Below are 17,699 nucleotides of genomic sequence, written 5' to 3' on the forward strand. Positions count from 1 at the left end.
CGGGCGCCCCCAGCTTAAACCGATCAGGCCGTCACGGCCGCGGATGGACACGCGTCCACCGCCGCCCGGGCCGGTCCCCGGCCGCCGCGGCGCACCGGTGGCACAGGACGATTCGCTCCTCGGTCGTTTCCGCCAGCCATCGCGCGTCGATCCAGAGGACGTGCGGGAAGCGCTGCAGGCCGGCCTTGTGCAGCGGGACGCCGCAGAGGGTCTGGTTGGTGCCCGGCCGCCAGGCGTGCACGGACCCGCCGGGCGCGCGGACGCCGTCCTCGTCGATCCACCGGCCGGAAGCGGCCACGGCCGGTTCGGTGCGCCTGCGCACGGCGGCCCTCCCTTCGCGGACGAGCGGGGGATAGCCGCGGCCCGGCCGTGAAACGGAAAGGCCGCCACCGGACAACGCCGGTGGCGGCCTTTTCGCACGCTGCCGTCAGGTGGAGAAGGGCGACGAAGCCCCTTCGGCCCGCGTCCGGCCCCGGCGTCCCGCGGCCGCCAGCGGCTGGGCGACGTCCTCCAGGGACTTGCCCTCCGCGTCCACCGCCAGGAACCGGGCCACCAGGCCGCCCGCGATCATGACCGCCGCGCCCAGCAGGTAGCCGACGAACAGGCGGGCCGGGTGGTCACCCGTGCCGATCAGCGCGCCGTAGATCACCGGGCCCAGCGCGCCGAAGCACTGCGCGATCGCGAAGAACACCGCGATCGCCTTCGCCCGGACCTCCAGGGGGAAGATCTCGCTGACCGTCAGGTAACCCGCGCTCGCGCCGGCGGAGGCGAAGAAGAAGATGACGCACCAGGCGATCGTCTGGGTGATCGCGTTGAGCGCGCCCGCGTAGAACAGCACCGCCGTGATCGCCAGCAGGACCCCGGACACGACGTACGTCCCGGAGATCATCTTGCGCCGGCCGAGGGTGTCGAACAGGTGCCCGATGGTGAACGGGCCGACCAGGTTGCCCACCGCGAACGCGATGAGGTAGATCGGCGTCGCGGCCGACGACACCCCGTAGAACTTGCCCAGCACGAGCGTGTAAGTGAAGAAGATCGCGTTGTACAGGAACGACTGGCTGATCATCAGCGAGGCACCCAGCACCGCCCGCGACGGGTACTCGCGGAACAGCACCCTGGCCAGCGCCACGTACCCGATCCGCTCGGCGGGCGTCACCTCGATCGCCTTCTTCTCGTCGACCGGGGGCAGGCTGCGGCCGCCGTGCTCGACCTCCTGCTCGATCTGGGCGATCGACTCCTCGGCGGCCTCGGCCTTGCCGTGCATGATCTGCCAGCGCGGGCTCTCCGGCAGGTGCCGCCGCACGAGCAGGATCACCAGCCCGAGCACCGGGCCGATCAGGAAGCCCAGCCGCCAGCCCAGCGACAGGTTCAGCTGGTTGAGCAGGATGAACGTGCCGAGCGTGCCGAGCACGGCCCCGGCCCAGTAGGTGCCGTTGACCGCGATGTCGACCCGGCCGCGGTAGCGGGCCGGGATCAGCTCGTCGATGGCGGAGTTGATCGCCGCGTACTCGCCGCCGATGCCCATGCCGGCCACGAACCGGGTGGCGTAGAGGAAGATGACCCAGCCGACGCCGTTGCCGAGGGTCAGCGCGGTGAGCCCGCTGCCGACCAGGTAGACGGCCAGCGTCAGCATGAACAGGTTCCGCCGGCCCAGCTTGTCGGAGAGGCTGCCGAAGAACAGCGCCCCGACCACCTCGCCGGCGAGGTAGATCGTCGCCAGCAGCCCGACGGCCGCCGAGGACATGTGCAGGGTCTCGGGCTTGGTGAGGGTGTCGGCGACCGCGCTGGCCACCGTGATCTCCAGGCCGTCGAGGATCCAGGCCACCCCGAGGGCCACGACCATCCGGGTGTGGAACGGGGACCAGGGCAACCGGTCGATGCGTGCCGGGATGAGCGTGCGCACCCCGGTCGGCGCCGGATCGGGTGTTGCCGCCATGACAACCTCCTTGAGAGCAGATCGCCCCGCGTGACTTCCCCCGGCTCGCCCTGGTGAAACACGATCGGGTCGAGTCGGAAGGTCACGGCTTGTGATCAGCCGATGACGGTCACTAACCTGGCGCGCGGACGGGTCGTGCAGGAGCCACAGTCCCGAACCTGACCGGTCTTTTCCGAAGATGGGGTGTTTTCGCGTGGCGTCCTCAGGTTCCCCGACCCGGCGGCTGCGGGTTTCGTGCTCGCACGGTGAGCCGGCGCTCCTGGCCTTGACCGGTGAACTCGACGCGGGGACGGTGGTGGTCGTCGTCGGCGCGGTGGCCGCGGCGCTGGCCGTGAGCCCGGAGCCGCAGGTGCTCGTGCTGGACCTCGGCGGGCTGCAGTTCCTCGGCGCCGCGGGGGTCAGGGTGCTGAGCGCGGTGACCGACCACGCCGCCGCCCGCAGCGCCCGGCTGCGGGTCGTCACCGGCGGCAACGCCGTCGTGAGCCGCGCGCTGCGGCTGACCGGGGCGGAGCGGGTGCTGGACGTCTACCCCGACCGCGCCACCGCGCTCACCGCCGGCGACAACTGCGAGTTCCTGCGGCTGACCGCCCGGATGTGGCACAGCTGACCGTCCACATCGGACGCCTTCACCGCTTGAGTTCCGCGTAGGCGATGACGTTGTCGAGGTAGTTGCGGTTCGCGGCGTCGTACCGGCCGCCGCAGGTGATCAGGCGCAGCTGGGGATCGGGCGTGTCGCCGTACACCGCTTCGGTCGGGAACGCGTCCTTCGCGACCTGCTCCACCTTCGTCACCGCGAACGTCAGCCGGCCACCGTCGGCGCGGTCGACATACACCTCTTCGCCCGGCTTCAGCTCGTGCAACCGCCAGAAGATGCCCTTCCGGTGGCCGCCGTCGATGTGGCCGAGGATCACCGCGGGGCCGGCTTCACCCGGCGCCGGGCCGTACTCGTACCAGCCGGCCTGCAGCGGCTGGTCGACCGGCGGCACCTCGACCGTGCGGTCGGGGTTGAGGCCGAGCGGCACGAGGGACGACTGGGCGCCGATGGCCGGGACGTCGAGCGCCGACGGCAGGGACCGCGCCGGTCCGGCGGACGCGGGGGCCGTCGGCGACGTCGGCGACTGCGGCGTCGGGGCCGCCGGCGCGGCGCACCCGGCGAGGACCAGGGCGAGCAGGACGAGCGGAATCGCGCGGCGGAACACCGTCAGCCCTCCGCGGCGAGGCTGCCGTCGCCGGTCTGCGGCGCCCCGGCGGGCACGACGGTGACCTGCCGGGCCTGGTCCGGCCGCGGCGGCGCTGCGGGCGCGCGTTCACCGGACGGGCCGCAGACCACCGAGGCCAGCTTCACGTCCCCGGAACCGAGTGCGCCGCCGAGCAGCTTGATGTGCAGCGCCGTCACCTCGAGGTGGCCGTCGTAGCGCTGGAGCTGCTCGTTGACGATCACCTCGGCCACGCCCGGGACGCCGAGCCGCTGGTTCGGCGTGGTGGCCGCGGGGAGCGTGCCGAGCCGGCCGAGGGTGGCGCCGGCGAGGTCGCTGCTGCCGGTGACGTGGCCGTCGGCCGCGGCGCAGCGGGCGCTGACCAGCCGGATCGAGGGCACGCGGCCGGCGACCGGGCCGAGCAGGGGCAGGGTCGCCTCGGCGACCGCGGCCTTCGCCGCCGTGGAACCGGCGCCGATCACCACGGAACTGGTGATCGCCTTCGCGGTGACGAGGCCGGCGAGGGGCGCGTCGACGGCGCTCGCCGAGGACGGGCCCCGGCTGCTGGCGGCGGCCAGCGGGCCGGTGCCGATCGCTTTGCCGCCGAGCGCGAGGGAAACGCTCGCGGAGGCGCCGAACGCCGACCCGGTGACGGCGTCGTCCGCCGCCGCGGTACCGGCGGCCGCGGCGAGCACGGCAGCGGCCACGCCCCCGGCCCGGAGCAGAGTGGTGCGCATGAGGAATTCCTTTCCGCGGCAACGGATGCCGGAACACGAGCGGGGACGCGGCACCGGTGACGACGACCGGTTCGCCGGAGAAGCTCGGCCAAGCTACCAAAATCGCCGACGCGGGCAAGGAGCCCGCGGGGCGGTGAGCTCCGCGGTGGGTGCGCGAAAAGTGATCACGAACTCCGGCGCCACCGTGAAGTGGCCGTTCTCGCCCGGGATTTCCCGGTGTTCGCCGACGTTCGGTAGCGCGCGCTGCGGCATCCGGGGGAGACTCCGGGCGGATCCGACACGGTCGGGTGATTGCCGGGAGGAGGGCCGGAAAACACGGACCGTGATGTGACGGCCACGGGAATTCCCGCTGGGAAAGGGAAATCGGCCTGCGCCGCGAGAGATCTCTTGTGTGTCCGGCGAAACCCGCGGTGAGCCGCGCGGCGGTCCGCACCGGGCCGCCGCGCGGATCCGGTCAGCGCGGGGCCTTGGCCGCCGCGAAGTAGGCGTTCGAGGGGCCGGTGAACGACAGCACGACGCCGACCACCGCGGCGAGCACCGCCAGGTAGCCGCCGATCGTGCTCTGGCCGATCAGCAGCGAAAGCAGCTGCAGGGCGGTGAGCACGGTCAGCACGATGCGCGCCCAGTTGCGGCCGGCGCGCAGCTTGAAGGCGAACAGCACGTACAGCGCGGCGAAGATGACCGCGATCACGACCGCCGTGATCATGGTGACGTTCACCGCCTGGTCGATCTGCGCGTCGGTCAGGTTGCCGCCGCGCTGCCGGTTCGTGTCGCGCAGGGTCGAGGCGATCTGGTCCCGGTTGGCGAAGATCAGCAGGCCGCCGATCAGCCCGATGACCGGGGCCGCGATGAACGCCCAGAAGGCTCCTTCGACCGTGCCCGGCCGGGCCGGCCCGGCCGTGGGGTCCGCCGAAGATGACGACTGCGGGTAGTTCAGTGATTCACTCATAAGGGATCAAATAGCACTCGTCCGGGCCGTCCGCATGTCGAGCTGTCGCGGCCGGCTCGGCCGGACGCCGTCCGCGCACTGGAATTCCCCTCCCGGCCGCCCGATCCACTGTGGAATCACCCGCGGAGCCCGGCCGAAGAGCGAGAATGCGCAAGATCGGGTCAGTGCGGTCAACGGCCGGTGCTGCCGTCGATCAGCTCGCGCAGGATGTCCGCGTGCCCGGCGTGGCGGCCGGTCTCCTCGATCAGGTGAACCAGGGCCCAGCGCATGGACGGTGCGCCGCGGCCGGGGCGCGCCACCGGCTGCGTCAGGTCGGCGCAGGCGTCGATGACGGCGTTCGCCCGCTCGCAGGCGGCGCGGTAGTCCGCCACCACGGAGGCGACGGTCTCGTCCGGCCGCGGCCGGAAGGTGCCGGGCCAGTCGGCGACGTCCTCGCCGAGGAAGGTGAAGCGCTCGACGTGCGCGAGGTGCCGGACCAGGCCCAGCAGCGACGTGCCGGAGGGAACGCCGGGCGTCCGGACGGCGGGTTCCGGGACGTCCTGGGCTTTGGCGGCGACCGCGGCCCGCAGGTGGTCGAGGAAGCCGCGCAGCACGGCTTTTTCGGCCGGTCCGGTGCGCGGGGGCGGGGTGTCCCGACGGCGGGTCCGGGGCATGGTGGGTCCTTTCGGCGGGAGGTTGTGGGTCCGGCTCCGCAGGGGGACCGCGGCTGCCGGGTCCTGGTTCACCGCGACGGTCCGGTCGTCATGGCCCCCACCCTGACCCGGCACCGGCCGGATCGGCACGCTTTCTTGCGGTTCCGGCAAGATGGCCGCATGGACGGCGACTTCGACGACGTGCTGCAGGCGGTCGGTCCCCGGCTGCGGGCCCTGCGCCGGCGCCGCGGGATGACCCTGGCGGAGGTCGCCGCGGCCACCGGGGTGTCCGAAAGCACGCTGTCACGGCTGGAAAGCGGGCAGCGGCGGGCCTCCCTGGAGCTGCTGCTGCCGCTGGCGCGCGCCTACGACGTCCCGCTCGACGACCTCGTCGGCGCACCCCGTACCGGAGACCCGCGCGTCCACCTGACGCCGGTCCACCGCCACGGCATGACGTTCGTGCCGCTGTCCCGGCGGCCGGGCGGCGTGCAGGCGTACAAGATGATCATTCCCGGCACCGGCACCGGCACGCCGCCCGTTCCGGAGCACCAGACCCACGAAGGCCACGAATGGCTCTACGTGCTCCACGGGAACCTGCGGCTGGTCCTCGGGGAGCACGACCTGGTGCTGCCCGCGGGCGAGGCGGCGGAATTCGGCACGACGATCCCGCACTGGCTCGGCAGCGCCGACGGGAAGGCGGTCGAGCTGCTGATCCTGTTCGGCAGGCAGGGGGAACGCGCGCACCTGCGTACACGGGCGCGGTGAGCAGGCCCGCTGCGGCCGCCGAGCCCTACCGGCTGCTGCCGTGGGTCGCGCTGGTGGACGCGCTCGACGACCACGGGCTGCTCGTCGAGGCCGACTGCCACCCCGCTCGTGCCGGCCGCCCGCGGCGAGGACGTCGCTGCCCTCGCCGCGGGGGCCGGTTTCGTCGCCGAGGTGCTCGTGCCTGCCCGTGCGGTCAGCGGCAGAACGCCGCGTCCACTGTGGACACGACGGCCTGCGCCGCCCGGTCGGGGTCGCCGAAGGTGCCGGGGAGCGCCGTCACCGCCAAGGCCACCGAGCGGCCGTCCTCGGTGGCCCCGCCGCGCGTCTCGAACCCGTGGATGTCGCCGCCGTGGCCCCAGTACTCGCCGCCGCAGCTCAACGGGACGCGGAACAGGCCGAGGCCGTAGCGCCAGCCCGGCATCAGCGGCGCTTCGACGGTCTTGCGCATCTCGGCCAGCTGCGCGGGCGGCAGGAGCGTGCCGTCCAGCAGCGCGCGGGAGAACCGGGCCAGGTCACCCGGGGTCGAGATCAGCTGGCCCGCCGCCCAGCCCCACGACGGGTCCAGCTCGGTCACGTCGATCACCTGACCGCCCGAGCGCGCGTACCCCTGCGGGTGCGGGCCCCGGATCCCCTCGTCGCCGACCTGCGGCCAGTACGTGTCGCGCAGGGCCGCCTTCCGGATCACGCGCGCGGTGACCTGCTCCGCCACCGGCCGGCCGGTCACCCGCTCGATCAGCAGCCCCGCCAGGACGTAGTTCGTGTTGCTGTACTCCCACTTCGTCCCGGGGGCGAACTTCGGCGGGTGGGCCAGCGCGACGGCGAGCAGCTCGTGCGGCTCGAAGTACCGGTGCCGCAGCTTCGCGATGTCCTCCAGCCCGAGGTACTCGGTGTAGTTCGGCAGCCCGCTGGTGTGCTGCAGCAGCTGGCGGACGGTGATCGCCGAGCCGCCGGGCACCAGGCCGGGCAGGTACCGCTCGATCGGCGCGTCCAGCGCCACCTTGCCCTCGGCGACCAGCTGCAGGACGACGACCGCGGTGAACGTCTTCGTGTTGCTGCCCGCCCGGACCTGCCCGTCGGCCGGGACCGGGACCCGGCTGCCGAGCCGCGCGGAGCCCGCGACCAGCGACTCCGTGCGGCCGCCGCGCGTCACCGACGCGAGCACGGCCGGGAACGGGCCGACCAGCGCGTCGAGCTGCTGCTGGAGGACGGCGTCCCGCGACGGCTTCGCTTCGGCCGCCGTGCCGGTCGCGCCCAGCAGCCCCGCCACGGTCAAGATCGCCACGACTTTCCGCATCTTCCCTGCTCCTTCGTCACCGGAATCGGACATCGCCCACGATGCCGGGAACCGCCGCGAAGATCAGGAGTGCACACCACCGAAGCCGGGGTAGCGCCAGCGCTACCCCGCACCTCGCGTGACTGGACCCGTAACTCGCGTGATCGAAGCCGTAACTCGCGTGATGGGAAGCGGAACTCACGTGATTGAAGCCGTTACGGCTCTGGTCACGCGAGTTCCGTCTCTGGTCACGCGAGTTACGGCTCTGCTCACGTGGGTTACGGCCGGCGCAGGATCGGCAGGGACGACGTCAGGGCTCCGGTGGCCACGCCGGCGCCGACTCCGGCCCAGGCCAGGGGGCCGAGCGGGGTGCAGCCGAAGAACTGGCTGACGCCCGGCGTCTGCACGATCGCCGCCAATGCCAGGGCCGAGCCGACCGCCGTCCCGACGACCAGGGGGCTGCGGCGGCGGCCGCGCAGGGTCTGGGCCAGCTGGGTGCCGACCAGGCCGCACAGGGCCATCGTGCTCGTGCGGCGCACCGTTCCCGGGGTGAACCGGCCGATCAGCCACGCCGTCGTCGCGCCGACGCCCGTCGTCACGCCGCGGCTGGTGATCGCGCGCGTCAGGCCCTCGCCGAGGCCGCCCGGGCCGGAACCGCCGCCGTCGTCGTCCGGGCGGGTGACCGCCACCGCCATCGCCGGGAAGAGGTCGGTCAGCAGGTTCACCAGCAGCAGCTGACGGGTGCCCAGCGGCGAATCGCCGGACAGCAGCGTGCCCAGCACCGAGAAGCCGATCTCGCCCGCGTTGCCGCCGACCAGGATCACCACCGCGTCCGACACGCTCCGCCACAGCGCGCGGCCCTCAGCCACCGCCTCCAGCAGAACCGTCAGGTCGTCGTCGGTCAACGCGACGTCGGCGGCGGTGCGGGCGGCGGTCGACGCCCGGGCGCGCACGCCGATGCCGACGTCCGCGGCGCGGATGGCCGCCGCGTCGTTCGCGCCGTCGCCGACCATCGCCGTCACCCGGCCCGCCTCGCGCAGCGCCTCCACGACCTGCAGCTTCTGCTCCGGCGCGACGCGGGCGATCACCCCGGCGCCGTCGAGCAGCCGGGCCCGGCCGGCGCGGTCCAGCGCCGCCAGCTCCTCGCCGGTGACGACCGGGGCGTCGGACGGCCAGCCGAGCGACGTCGCGATGGCCCGCGCGGTGTTCGGGTGGTCGCCGGTGAGCATCACCGGCGCCACACCGGCCGCGCGCAGCCCGCCGATCAGCAGCCCGGCCGTCGGCCGCAGCGTGTCGGCGAGCCCGAGGAAGCCGAGGAACTCCAGGTCCGCCAGCACCTGGGCGTCGTCGCCCTCGAGCGACGGCCCGGCCGGCCGGGACGCCACCGCCAGGACACGCAACCCGTTGTCCGCCAACGCTTCCGCGGCCAGCGCCAGCCCGCCCGCGCCGGCGCAGGCGGGCAGGACGATCTCCGGGGCGCCCTTGACGACCAGCGTCACTTCGCCGTCCTCGTCCCGGCCGACGGTCGCCGAGTAACCCCGGCTCGCCTCGAAGGGTTGCCCGGCGAGTTCGGTCCAGCCCTCGTCCGGGCCGGCGGCCGCCAGCACGGCGTGGTCGGTGGCGTGGGCACGCACGTGGGGGTCGTCGAGCGTGCCGGGGCACGCCCGGGCGGCGGCGCGCAGCACGACGTCGCCGGGTTCCGGCTCGCGCGCCCGCCCGTCGGGCCCGGTCGTGGTGACCACGCGCAGCCGGTTCTCCGTCAGCGTGCCCGTCTTGTCGAAGCACACGACGTCCAGGCGGCCCAGGGCTTCCAGCGCCCGCGGCGCGCGGACCAGGATGCCCCGCGCGGACAGCCGGCGGGCGGCCGCGCGCTGGGCCACGGTGGCCACCAGCGGCAGACCCTCGGGGACCGCGGCGACGGCGATCGCCACGCCGCCGGCCAGCGCCCGGCGCAGCGGGCGGCCCCGGACCGCGGACAGGCCGGTGACGAGCGCGCCGCCGAGCATCGTCAGCGGCAGGGCGCGGCGGGTCAGGTCCTGCAGCCGCGCCTGGATGCCCACCGCGGCGCCGGTGCGGGTGGCCAGCTCGACGGCCCGGCCGGCCACGGTTTCCGTGCCGACCGCCACGACCACCGCCGTGCCTTCCCCGCTGACCACCGTGGTGCCGGCGAAGACGAGGCAGCTGCGTTCGGCCATCGGCGCGCCCGGCACCGGGTCGAGCTGCTTGGCGACCGGGAGCGACTCGCCGGTCAGCGCGGATTCGTCCGCTTCGAGGTCGTTGGCGGTCAGCAGCCGGGCGTCGGCCGGGACGACGTCGCCGACCCGCAGCTCGATCCGGTCGCCGGGCCGCAGCGCCCGCGCGTCGACGACCCGGCCGCCTTCCCGGCGTGCCCGCGGCCGTTCGCCGTCCTGCAGCTTCGCCAGCGCCCGGCGGCCGCGGAACTGCTGGGCGCCGCCGACGACGGCGTTCAGACCCATCGCGGCGGCCACCAGCAGCGCGTCCACCGGTGAGCCGACCACCGCGGACGCGACCGCGCCCAGGGCCAGCACCGGGGTGAGCGGGTCGTTCAGCTCGGCGACGACGTCGGCGGCGAAGCCCGCCCCGAACCGCACCGGCGCCGCGGCCGGGTGCCGGGCCACCGCGCCGGCCACCGCCCGCACCCGCCGGGTCGTCAGCTCCCGCTGCGTCGGCTCGGTTTCCGCGGCGGCGAGCCGGTGCAGGACCTCTTCGCCGGTCAGCTCGTGCCAGGCGATCCGGGGGCGGCCGGCCGGTGGCCGGGCCGCGGCCACCCGCACCGCGGCGAGCGTGCCCATCGCCAGCCCGGTCAGGCCGCCGGCCAGCACCGGGTCGAGCCGGGGCACGAGCGGCACCAGCGCCCGGCGGCGGGACATCAGCAGCAGGCCGCCGAGCAGGCCGCCCGCGGTGGCCACCCGGGTGGCTCGCTTGCTGTTGACCCGCGCCGCGCCCGCCGCCCGCAGGATCCGCCACACGCCCGGCAGCCCCGTCGGGACGATCAGGTCGGCGCCCCACAGCACCGGCGCGCCGCGGTCGGCGAGGGCGACGCAGAGGTCACCGGCCAGCAGGCCCGCGACCTCGTCGCAGTTCGGCGTACACCGGCCGGGCGGCCGCCCGACGGTGAGCACGACCCCGCCTTCGTCCTGCAGCCGCGTCACCAGCCCGAAGAACGACTCCTCGGCGACGTCGTCGGCGAGCGCGGCGAACTCGCCGAGCCGGTCGCGCACGTCGTCGCCGGTGATGACCACGCGCGCCTCGGCCCGGCGGGCCGCGTCCAGCACGGCTTCGGCGTGCGGGTCGAGGCCGTCCGCCCCGTGCAGCGCGTCGGCGTGCAGCACCACGGTGTCCACTGTGTCCAGTGCCTTGACCCGGTCCGGGTCGCGGACGAGCACGCCTTCGCGCGCGAACGCCGTGCCCATCGCCGTGTGGAACGCGGTGCCGGCGTACCGGGCGGGCAGCGGGGACGCCGCGAGGAACGCTTCGGCGGCTTGCCGCGGGTTGCGGCGCACCACCAGGTCGGCGAGCGCGGCGAGCAGGCCGCGCCGACGGCGTTGCGGGCGTAGTCCTCCATCGGGACCCGGACCCGGCGCCGCGGCGGTGTCACGCCGAGGCTGGGCCGCTCCGGCGAACAGAGGTCGTCGTGCGCGGCGTCGAACGCGGTGAGGCGGGCGATCGCTTCGGTGAGCTGCCCGGTGCGCAGGACGGCGTCCAGCGCCAGTTCGAGGGGGTCCTGGCTCAGCCCCCGCACCGCGGCGGAGACGCCCGAGCGCACGAGTTCGGCCGTGTACCAGCCGAACCGCTCGTCCAGTGCCGCGCGGACGGCGGGGTGTTCCCGCGCCGCGGAGGCGACCGCGCGCACGGTTTCGTGCAGCCGCCGGGAGCGCGTGGCGCGGGTGCCGACCGAAACGGCCAGGCCGGCGACGTCCATCGCCAGCGCGAAAGCCGCGGTCCGCACGCCGTAGGTGTCGCCGGGGTGGGCGGGGGCGGAGTCGCCGGGCTCGGCCGGGGTCAGCCCGTGCCGCCCGCAGCCGTCGGCGACCCAGGCGAGGACCCGCCCGGCCGCGGCCTCTTCGGCGAGGTGGAGGACCACGCTGCCGAGCCCGCCGTCCCAGTAGGCGCCGGCGACGTCGGCGTGGCCGGCCAGCGCGGCGGCGAGCGCGGCGCCGTCCGGGCGGCCGGCGTCCTCGGCGGGCCGCAGCGGGACGTGCAGCCGCCGTCCGGCCAGCCAGACGGCGCTGCGAGGCCCGGCGGCGTTGCGGACGACCCGCGTGGCGCGCACGGCGGTGCGGCTGCCGGTCCGGGTCGCGTCCGCCGCGGTCCCGGCCGCGCCCGCGGCCAGTTCCCCGGCGAGCGGGGCGACCGCCGAAACCGCCTTCTTCGCCTGCCGCGTCGCGAGGACCGGCCCGGCCAGTGCGAGCACCGCCCCGGCCTTGGCCACCGCGAACAATCCTCCGAGCACAGAACCTCCACCTGCCGGCCGTTCATCCCGGCGTTCCCCGGCGGCCGGCGGTCAAACCCCGCACCGCCCGATCGCGCGACAGCGCTTGCCTTGCCGTCCGCGTCAACGTTTAGCGTCGGCGCGTGAAGTTCGGGATCAGTTACAGCACCCCCTTTTTCGGCGCGGACCCGGAAGTGGTCGCCGGGTTCGCCCGCGACGCGGAGGAGTGCGGGTTCGAGTCGTTGTACGTGCCGGAGCACGTCGCCCTGTACCCGGGCGCGAAGATCGGCCCGGTGGAGCTGCCGCCGTCGCTGCCCTACCCCGACCCGTTGGAGTGCCTGACCTTCGTCGCCGCCGTCACGCACCGCATCCTGCTCGGCACCGGGGTCCTGCTGCTGCCCTACCACCACCCGGTCGTGCTGGCGAAGCGGCTCGCGACGGTCGACGTGCTCTCCGGCGGCCGGATGCGGCTGCTCACGGTCGGCGTCGGCGCCCTGCCCGGCGAGGCCCGTGCGGCCGGGGTCGATTTCGCCACCCGCGGCCGCCGGACGGACGAGGCGATCGACGTCCTGCGCCTGCTGTGGGCGGGCGGCGACGAAGGGGCAGGCTACGACGGCGAGTTCTTCTCCTTCGAGAACATCTGCAGCTTCCCGAAACCGGTGGGCGTGCGCGAGCTGCCGATCCACGTCGGCGGCTCGAGCGCGGCCGCGGCCCGGCGGGCGGGCCGGCGCGGGACCGGCTACTTCCCCGGCGGCCGGCTGACGGCCGACGAGCGGCGCCGCCAGTTCGCCCTCGCCAGGACGGCGGCGGCGGAGGCGGGCCGCGACCCGGACAGCTTGGAACACACCCGATGGGCGACGCTCGACATGTCCACAGAGGACGTCGAGGAACTCGCCCGGCAGGGGGTGACCCGCGTCGTCGTGACCCCCGGCACCGCGGAACCCGGGCGGCGGCGGGAGGAGATGGCGGCCTTCGCCGCGCGGTTCGGCCTCAGCTGACGTCGTCCACAAGGGACTCGATGCCCGGCGGCAGGGCGGCGTCCGCCACGAACCCGGCGATCGCCGAACGCAGGGCGCGCACGGCCCGGGTGGGTTCCACGTCGGCGCGGTGGGCGAGCTGGACCACGCGCGTCATCCCCGCGTCGGGGGTGAACCGGGTCATCCGGAACCGGCGGCCGGCCACGGTGCTCGGCACCACGGCCGCGCCGACGCCCGCGTGCACCAGTTCCAGCACCGCGTCCATCTCGCCGCCCTCGATCGCGAACGACGGTTCGAACCCGGCGGCCCGGCAGGCGTCGACCGTCGCTTCCCGGACGTCGTAGCCGCGGCGGAACATCACCAGCGGAACGTCGGCCAGTTCGCCGATGCCGACGCGGTCACCCGCGACCGGCGCGTCCGGGGCGGCGATCAGCACCAGCTCTTCGAGCAGCAGCGGGGTCGCCGCCAGGCCGGCGTCGGCGTTCGTCCGGGCGCCCGCCAGCAGCGCCAGGTCCAGCGCGCCTTCGGCCAGCCGCTGCCGCAGATCGCCCGAGCCGCTTTCGTGCAGCTCCAGCCGGATGCCGGGGTACCGGCGGCGGAACGCCGCGAGCAGCGGGGGCAGCAGGCCGGTGCACAGGCTCGGCGGCGCGCCCAGCCGGACGCGGCCGCGGTCGAGCTCGTCCAGCTCCCGGATGGCCAGCCGGGCCGTCTCGGTGTCGGCGAGGATCCGCCGGGCGATCGGGAGCAGGGTCTCGCCGGCTTCGGTGAGGGTGACGTTGCCGCGGATCCGGTGGAAGAGCGCGGCACCGAGGTCGTGTTCGAGCGCGCGGATCTGCTGCGACAGCGACGGCTGGGCCACCCGCACCTGTTCGGCGGCGCGGGTGAAGTGCCGGTGCTCGGCGACGGCGACGAAGTAGGCGAGCTGGTGGATCTGCATAGCCACAGTCTATCGAGAGGAGAGTCATCATGTCTTTGACCTCTGGTCCGCGCGCTCCTACCGTCGATCGGGTGGTGACCACGCTCGCCCCGCACCGGCACTCCGCCGTCCGGCGCTTCTGGGCTTCGACGATCGGCAAGAAAGCCGTGATGGCGGTGAGTGGCCTGCTCCTGCTCGCGTTCGTGTTCGCGCACATGGTGGGCAACCTCAAGACGTTCCTCGGTGCCGACGAGCTCAACCACTACGCGGGCTGGCTGCGCACCATCGGCGAGCCGGTGCTGCGCCGCGAATGGTTCCTCTGGCTCCAGCGCGCGGTGCTGCTCGCCGCCCTGGTCCTGCACGTCACCGCGGCGGTGCAGCTGGCCCGGCGGGACCGCCGCGCGCGGCCGGTCCGGTACGCCCACCGGCCGCCGGCGCGCGCGAGCTTCGCGGTGCGCACCATGCGCTGGGGCGGGGCGACGCTCGCGGTGTTCGTCGTCTGGCACCTGCTCGACTTCACCGTCGGCGCGGTGAACCGCGACTTCGTCCCCGGCGACCCGTACCACAACCTGGTCGCGGACTTCCGGGTCTGGTGGGTGAACCTGATCTACCTGGTCGCCCTGGCCATGCTGGGCCTGCACATCCACCACGGCTTCGCCAGTGCCGCGCGCACGCTGGGTGTCACCCGCCCGCGGCGGGAACGGGCGATCAAGATCTTCGGCAGCACGACGGCGGCCGTGGTCGCGGGCGGGTACGCGCTCGTCCCGATCGCCGTCATGACGGGACTGGTGCACTGACATGGACGGCTACCGCGCCGGCGACCCGATCGCCGACACCAAGGCACCGGCGGTGCCGCTGGAAGACCGCTGGGACGAACGGAAGTTCGCCGCGAACCTGGTGAACCCGGCGAACCGGCGGCGGCACCGGGTGATCGTCGTGGGCACCGGGCTGGCCGGCGGCTCGGCCGGGGCCACCCTGGCCGAGCAGGGCTACCACGTCGTGCAGTTCTGCTTCCAGGACTCGCCGCGGCGCGCGCACTCGGTCGCGGCCCAGGGCGGCATCAACGCGGCGAAGAACTACCGCAACGACGGCGACTCGGTGTACCGGCTCTTCCACGACACGGTCAAGGGCGGCGACTTCCGGGCGCGGGAGTCCAATGTGTACCGGCTGGCCCAGGTCTCGGCGCAGATCATCGACCAGGCCGTGGCCCAGGGCGTGCCGTTCGCCCGCGAATACGGCGGCCTGCTCGACACCCGGTCCTTCGGCGGCGTGCAGGTGCAGCGCACGTTCTACGCCCGCGGCCAGACGGGGCAGCAGCTGCTGATCGGCGCCTACCAGGCGCTGTCGAGGCAGATCGACGCCGGGAACGTCGAGCTGCACGCCCGCACGGAGCTGCTCGACCTGGTCGTCGCCGACGGCCGGGCCCGCGGCATCGTCGCGCGCGACCTGGTCACCGGCGAGATCACCACGCACCTCGCGGACGCCGTCGTGCTCGCGACCGGCGGCTACGGCAACGTCTTCTACCTCTCGACGAACGCGAAGGGCTCCAACGCCACCGCGATCTGGCGCGCGCACAAGCGCGGCGCCTACTTCGCGAACCCGTGCTTCACCCAGATCCACCCGACGTGCATCCCGCGCTCGGGCGAGCACCAGTCGAAGCTGACGCTGATGAGCGAGTCGCTGCGCAACGACGGCCGCATCTGGGTCCCGAAGCGCCAGGGCGATCCCCGGCCGCCGGGGGAGATCCCCGAGGACGAGCGCGACTACTACCTCGAGCGCCGGTACCCGAGCTTCGGCAACCTCGTGCCGCGGGACATCGCTTCCCGGGCGGCGAAGAACGTGTGCGACGCCGGGTTCGGCGTCGGCCCCGGCGGTCTGGGCGTCTACCTCGACTTCGCGGACGCCATCGCGCGCCTGGGCCGTCCGGCGGTCGAAGCCCGCTACGGCAACCTCTTCGACATGTACCAGCGCATCACCGCGGAAGACCCGTACGCGGTGCCGATGCGGATCTACCCGGCCATCCACTACACCATGGGCGGGCTGTGGGTGGACTACGACCTGCAGAGCACGATCCCCGGCCTGTTCGTCATCGGCGAAGCGAACTTCTCCGACCACGGCGCCAACCGGCTCGGCGCGTCGGCGCTGATGCAGGGCCTCGCCGACGGCTACTTCGTGCTGCCCACGACGGTCAACGACTACCTCGGCAGCACGCGGCTCGGCGACGTCTCCGCGGCCGACGTCCACCTCGTGGAGACCGAGGTGCGCGACCGGATTTCCCGGCTGCTGGCGGTGCGCGGCACGCGCTCGGTCGACTCGTTCCACCGCGAGCTGGGCCTGCTGATGTGGGACCACTGCGGGATGTCCCGCACGCGCGAAGGCCTGCGCAAGGCCCTCGACCGGGTGCCCGAGCTGCGCGCGGAGTTCTGGCGGGACGTCCGGATCCCCGGCGGGGGCGCGGAGTTCAACCAGGAGCTGGAGAAGGCCCACCGCGTCGCCGACTTCCTGGAGCTGGCCGAGCTGATGCTCGTCGACGCGCTCGCCCGCGAGGAATCGTGCGGCGGACACTTCCGCGAGGAACACCGGACCGCCGAAGGCGAAGCCTTGCGCGACGACGAAAACTTCGCGTACGTCGCCGCGTGGGAGTACGGCCCGGAGCCGGTGCTGCACCGCGAAGAACTGGTATTCGAGCACGTCCACCCGACCCAGCGGAGCTACACATGAACCTCACCGTCCGCGTCTGGCGGCAGGCGGGACCGGCCGCCGAAGGCCGGCTGGTCACCTACCCGGTCGAGGGCATCAGCCCCGACATGTCGTTCCTCGAGATGCTGGACGTGCTGAACCAGCGGCTGATCGAGGCCGGCGACGAGCCGGTGGCGTTCGACCACGACTGCCGCGAGGGCATCTGCGGGTCGTGCGGGGTGGTGATCAACGGCCGGGCCCACGGCCCCGAGCGCACGACGTCGTGCCAGCTGCACATGCGCGCCTTCGCCGACGGCGACGTCATCGACGTGGAACCCTGGCGCGCCCGGGGTTTCCCGATCGTCAAGGACCTGGTGGTCGACCGGTCGGCGCTGGACCGGATCGTCCAGGCGGGCGGCTACGTGTCGGCCCCGGCGGGCAGCGCCCCGGACGCGCACGCGACCCCGGTCCCCAAGCCGGACGCGGACCTGGCGTTCGACAACGCGACGTGCATCGGCTGCGGCGCCTGCGTGGCGGCGTGCCCGAACGGCTCGGCCACCCTCTTCACGGCGGCGAAGGTGACCCACCTGAGCCTGCTGCCCCAGGGCGCCCCGGAACGCGCGAGCCGCGTCCTCGACATGGTGGACGCGATGGACGCCGAGGGCTTCGGTGGCTGCACGAACACGGGGGAGTGCGTGGCGTCGTGCCCGAAGGGGATCCCGTTCACGAGCATCGCGACCCTCAACCGCGAGTTCCTCGCCGCCACCCGCGGCGGCCGCGGCTAAGCTTCCCCGCGGTACGGACTCGGGGAGTGTGCATGGCCAAGCAGGTGCCGGACGGGTTCCCGTTCGCCGACCGGGTCGCGCAGGTGTACGACGGCGACCGGTTCGCCGGGCATCTGCTCGTCACGGTGCCGGAGCTCGTCCGGACTCGCCGGAACCGCGGAATCACCTACGTGGACATGGACTTCGCCCGCCCGGACCCTGAAGAGCCGGACGGCCTGCGGTACGAGGACCGTGCGGACCCGGGGACGGAGAGCGCACGGCAGGAACTCGAAGCGGGCGAGCTCGACTGGTACGGCGAGAAGTTCACCTTGCGCTGGCTGGCCCCCGAGCCGGCGGCTCGAGTGCGGCGCGAGCTGTTCGGCCGGTCCGGCTGAGGCCGGTCACGAACTCGGCCGCAGTTC

Annotated in this window: 17 protein-coding genes; 7 read left to right on the top strand and 10 right to left on the bottom strand. The window is 74.1% G+C overall.

Going from position 1 to position 17,699, the window contains the following annotated elements; translation table 11 throughout:
• Positions 1–31: 31 nt before the first annotated feature.
• Together ACLJPY_RS26565 and ACLJPY_RS26570 are read right to left on the bottom strand one after the other, a co-directional pair.
• The gene (locus tag ACLJPY_RS26565; protein WP_410592420.1) at positions 32–322 is read right to left on the bottom strand and encodes a hypothetical protein; all 291 of its coding nucleotides are present in this window, start codon (positions 320–322) and stop codon (positions 32–34) included.
• Between the two features lie 105 nt (positions 323–427).
• Positions 428–1,936: an MFS transporter gene (locus tag ACLJPY_RS26570; RefSeq protein WP_410592422.1), complete on the bottom strand. Its 1,509-nt coding sequence runs from the start codon at positions 1,934–1,936 to the stop codon at positions 428–430.
• A gap of 193 nt (positions 1,937–2,129) precedes the next feature.
• On the opposite strand from ACLJPY_RS26570, the gene ACLJPY_RS26575 reads away from it, so the two are divergent.
• On the top strand, positions 2,130–2,543 hold the full coding sequence (locus ACLJPY_RS26575) for an STAS domain-containing protein (RefSeq protein ID WP_410592424.1): 414 nt from the start codon (positions 2,130–2,132) through the stop codon (positions 2,541–2,543).
• A gap of 19 nt (positions 2,544–2,562) precedes the next feature.
• Here the strand turns inward: ACLJPY_RS26575 and ACLJPY_RS26580 are convergent, their stop codons facing one another.
• The 4 genes from ACLJPY_RS26580 to ACLJPY_RS26595 form a co-directional block, all read right to left on the bottom strand.
• A complete protein-coding gene (locus tag ACLJPY_RS26580; protein ID WP_410592485.1) occupies positions 2,563–3,141 on the bottom strand; it encodes a class F sortase in 579 nt (192 codons plus the stop codon).
• A complete protein-coding gene (locus ACLJPY_RS26585; protein WP_410592426.1) occupies positions 3,138–3,869 on the bottom strand; it encodes a choice-of-anchor P family protein in 732 nt (243 codons plus the stop codon). Before ACLJPY_RS26585 ends, ACLJPY_RS26580 begins: the two co-directional genes overlap by 4 nt.
• Before the next feature lie 454 nt (positions 3,870–4,323).
• The gene (locus tag ACLJPY_RS26590) at positions 4,324–4,818 is read right to left on the bottom strand and encodes a hypothetical protein (RefSeq protein WP_410592427.1); all 495 of its coding nucleotides are present in this window, start codon (positions 4,816–4,818) and stop codon (positions 4,324–4,326) included.
• Positions 4,819–4,988: 170 nt separating this feature from the next.
• Positions 4,989–5,471, bottom strand: a complete 483-nt coding sequence (locus ACLJPY_RS26595) for a DinB family protein (protein WP_410592429.1) — start codon at positions 5,469–5,471, stop codon at positions 4,989–4,991.
• A 159-nt stretch (positions 5,472–5,630) separates the two neighbouring features.
• On the opposite strand from ACLJPY_RS26595, the gene ACLJPY_RS26600 reads away from it, so the two are divergent.
• The gene (locus ACLJPY_RS26600) at positions 5,631–6,215 is read left to right on the top strand and encodes a helix-turn-helix domain-containing protein (protein ID WP_410592431.1); all 585 of its coding nucleotides are present in this window, start codon (positions 5,631–5,633) and stop codon (positions 6,213–6,215) included.
• Between the two features lie 193 nt (positions 6,216–6,408).
• Here the strand turns inward: ACLJPY_RS26600 and ACLJPY_RS26605 are convergent, their stop codons facing one another.
• From ACLJPY_RS26605 to ACLJPY_RS26615, 3 genes are all read right to left on the bottom strand, one after another.
• On the bottom strand, positions 6,409–7,509 hold the full coding sequence (locus ACLJPY_RS26605) for a serine hydrolase domain-containing protein (RefSeq protein ID WP_410592432.1): 1,101 nt from the start codon (positions 7,507–7,509) through the stop codon (positions 6,409–6,411).
• Positions 7,510–7,766: 257 nt separating this feature from the next.
• Positions 7,767–10,379 (bottom strand): cation-translocating P-type ATPase, encoded by a 2,613-nt coding sequence (locus ACLJPY_RS26610; RefSeq protein WP_410592486.1) that lies wholly within the window; start codon positions 10,377–10,379, stop codon positions 7,767–7,769.
• Positions 10,380–10,657: 278 nt separating this feature from the next.
• Positions 10,658–11,962: a hypothetical protein gene (locus tag ACLJPY_RS26615; protein ID WP_410592433.1), complete on the bottom strand. Its 1,305-nt coding sequence runs from the start codon at positions 11,960–11,962 to the stop codon at positions 10,658–10,660.
• A 122-nt stretch (positions 11,963–12,084) separates the two neighbouring features.
• On the opposite strand from ACLJPY_RS26615, the gene ACLJPY_RS26620 reads away from it, so the two are divergent.
• The gene (locus ACLJPY_RS26620; protein ID WP_410592434.1) at positions 12,085–12,939 is read left to right on the top strand and encodes a TIGR03619 family F420-dependent LLM class oxidoreductase; all 855 of its coding nucleotides are present in this window, start codon (positions 12,085–12,087) and stop codon (positions 12,937–12,939) included.
• On the opposite strand, the gene ACLJPY_RS26625 is transcribed toward ACLJPY_RS26620, so the two are convergent.
• Entirely contained in the window at positions 12,932–13,855 is a 924-nt protein-coding gene (locus ACLJPY_RS26625; RefSeq protein ID WP_410592436.1) for a LysR family transcriptional regulator, read from the bottom strand. The two genes, ACLJPY_RS26620 and ACLJPY_RS26625, sit on opposite strands and share 8 nt — an antisense overlap.
• Before the next feature lie 71 nt (positions 13,856–13,926).
• Here ACLJPY_RS26625 and ACLJPY_RS26630 point away from each other — a divergent pair, with 71 nt between their 5' ends.
• Genes ACLJPY_RS26630 through ACLJPY_RS26645 form a run of 4 tightly spaced genes read left to right on the top strand, consistent with a single transcriptional unit; the run spans position 13,927 to position 17,672 of the window.
• A complete protein-coding gene (locus ACLJPY_RS26630; RefSeq protein ID WP_410592437.1) occupies positions 13,927–14,631 on the top strand; it encodes a succinate dehydrogenase cytochrome b subunit in 705 nt (234 codons plus the stop codon).
• Position 14,632: 1 nt separating this feature from the next.
• Positions 14,633–16,555 (top strand): fumarate reductase/succinate dehydrogenase flavoprotein subunit, encoded by a 1,923-nt coding sequence (locus tag ACLJPY_RS26635; protein ID WP_410592438.1) that lies wholly within the window; start codon positions 14,633–14,635, stop codon positions 16,553–16,555.
• Positions 16,552–17,298, top strand: coding sequence for a succinate dehydrogenase/fumarate reductase iron-sulfur subunit (locus ACLJPY_RS26640; protein WP_410592440.1), 747 nt, complete (start codon positions 16,552–16,554; stop codon positions 17,296–17,298). The genes ACLJPY_RS26635 and ACLJPY_RS26640 overlap by 4 nt, the downstream gene beginning before the upstream one ends.
• A 32-nt stretch (positions 17,299–17,330) precedes the next feature.
• Entirely contained in the window at positions 17,331–17,672 is a 342-nt protein-coding gene (locus ACLJPY_RS26645) for a hypothetical protein (RefSeq protein WP_410592442.1), read from the top strand.
• Positions 17,673–17,699 lie beyond the last annotated feature (27 nt).

Origin of the sequence: Amycolatopsis sp. lyj-23 (genome assembly GCF_046549135.1) — a bacterium.
In the GTDB taxonomy this organism is placed as follows: domain Bacteria; phylum Actinomycetota; class Actinomycetes; order Mycobacteriales; family Pseudonocardiaceae; genus Amycolatopsis.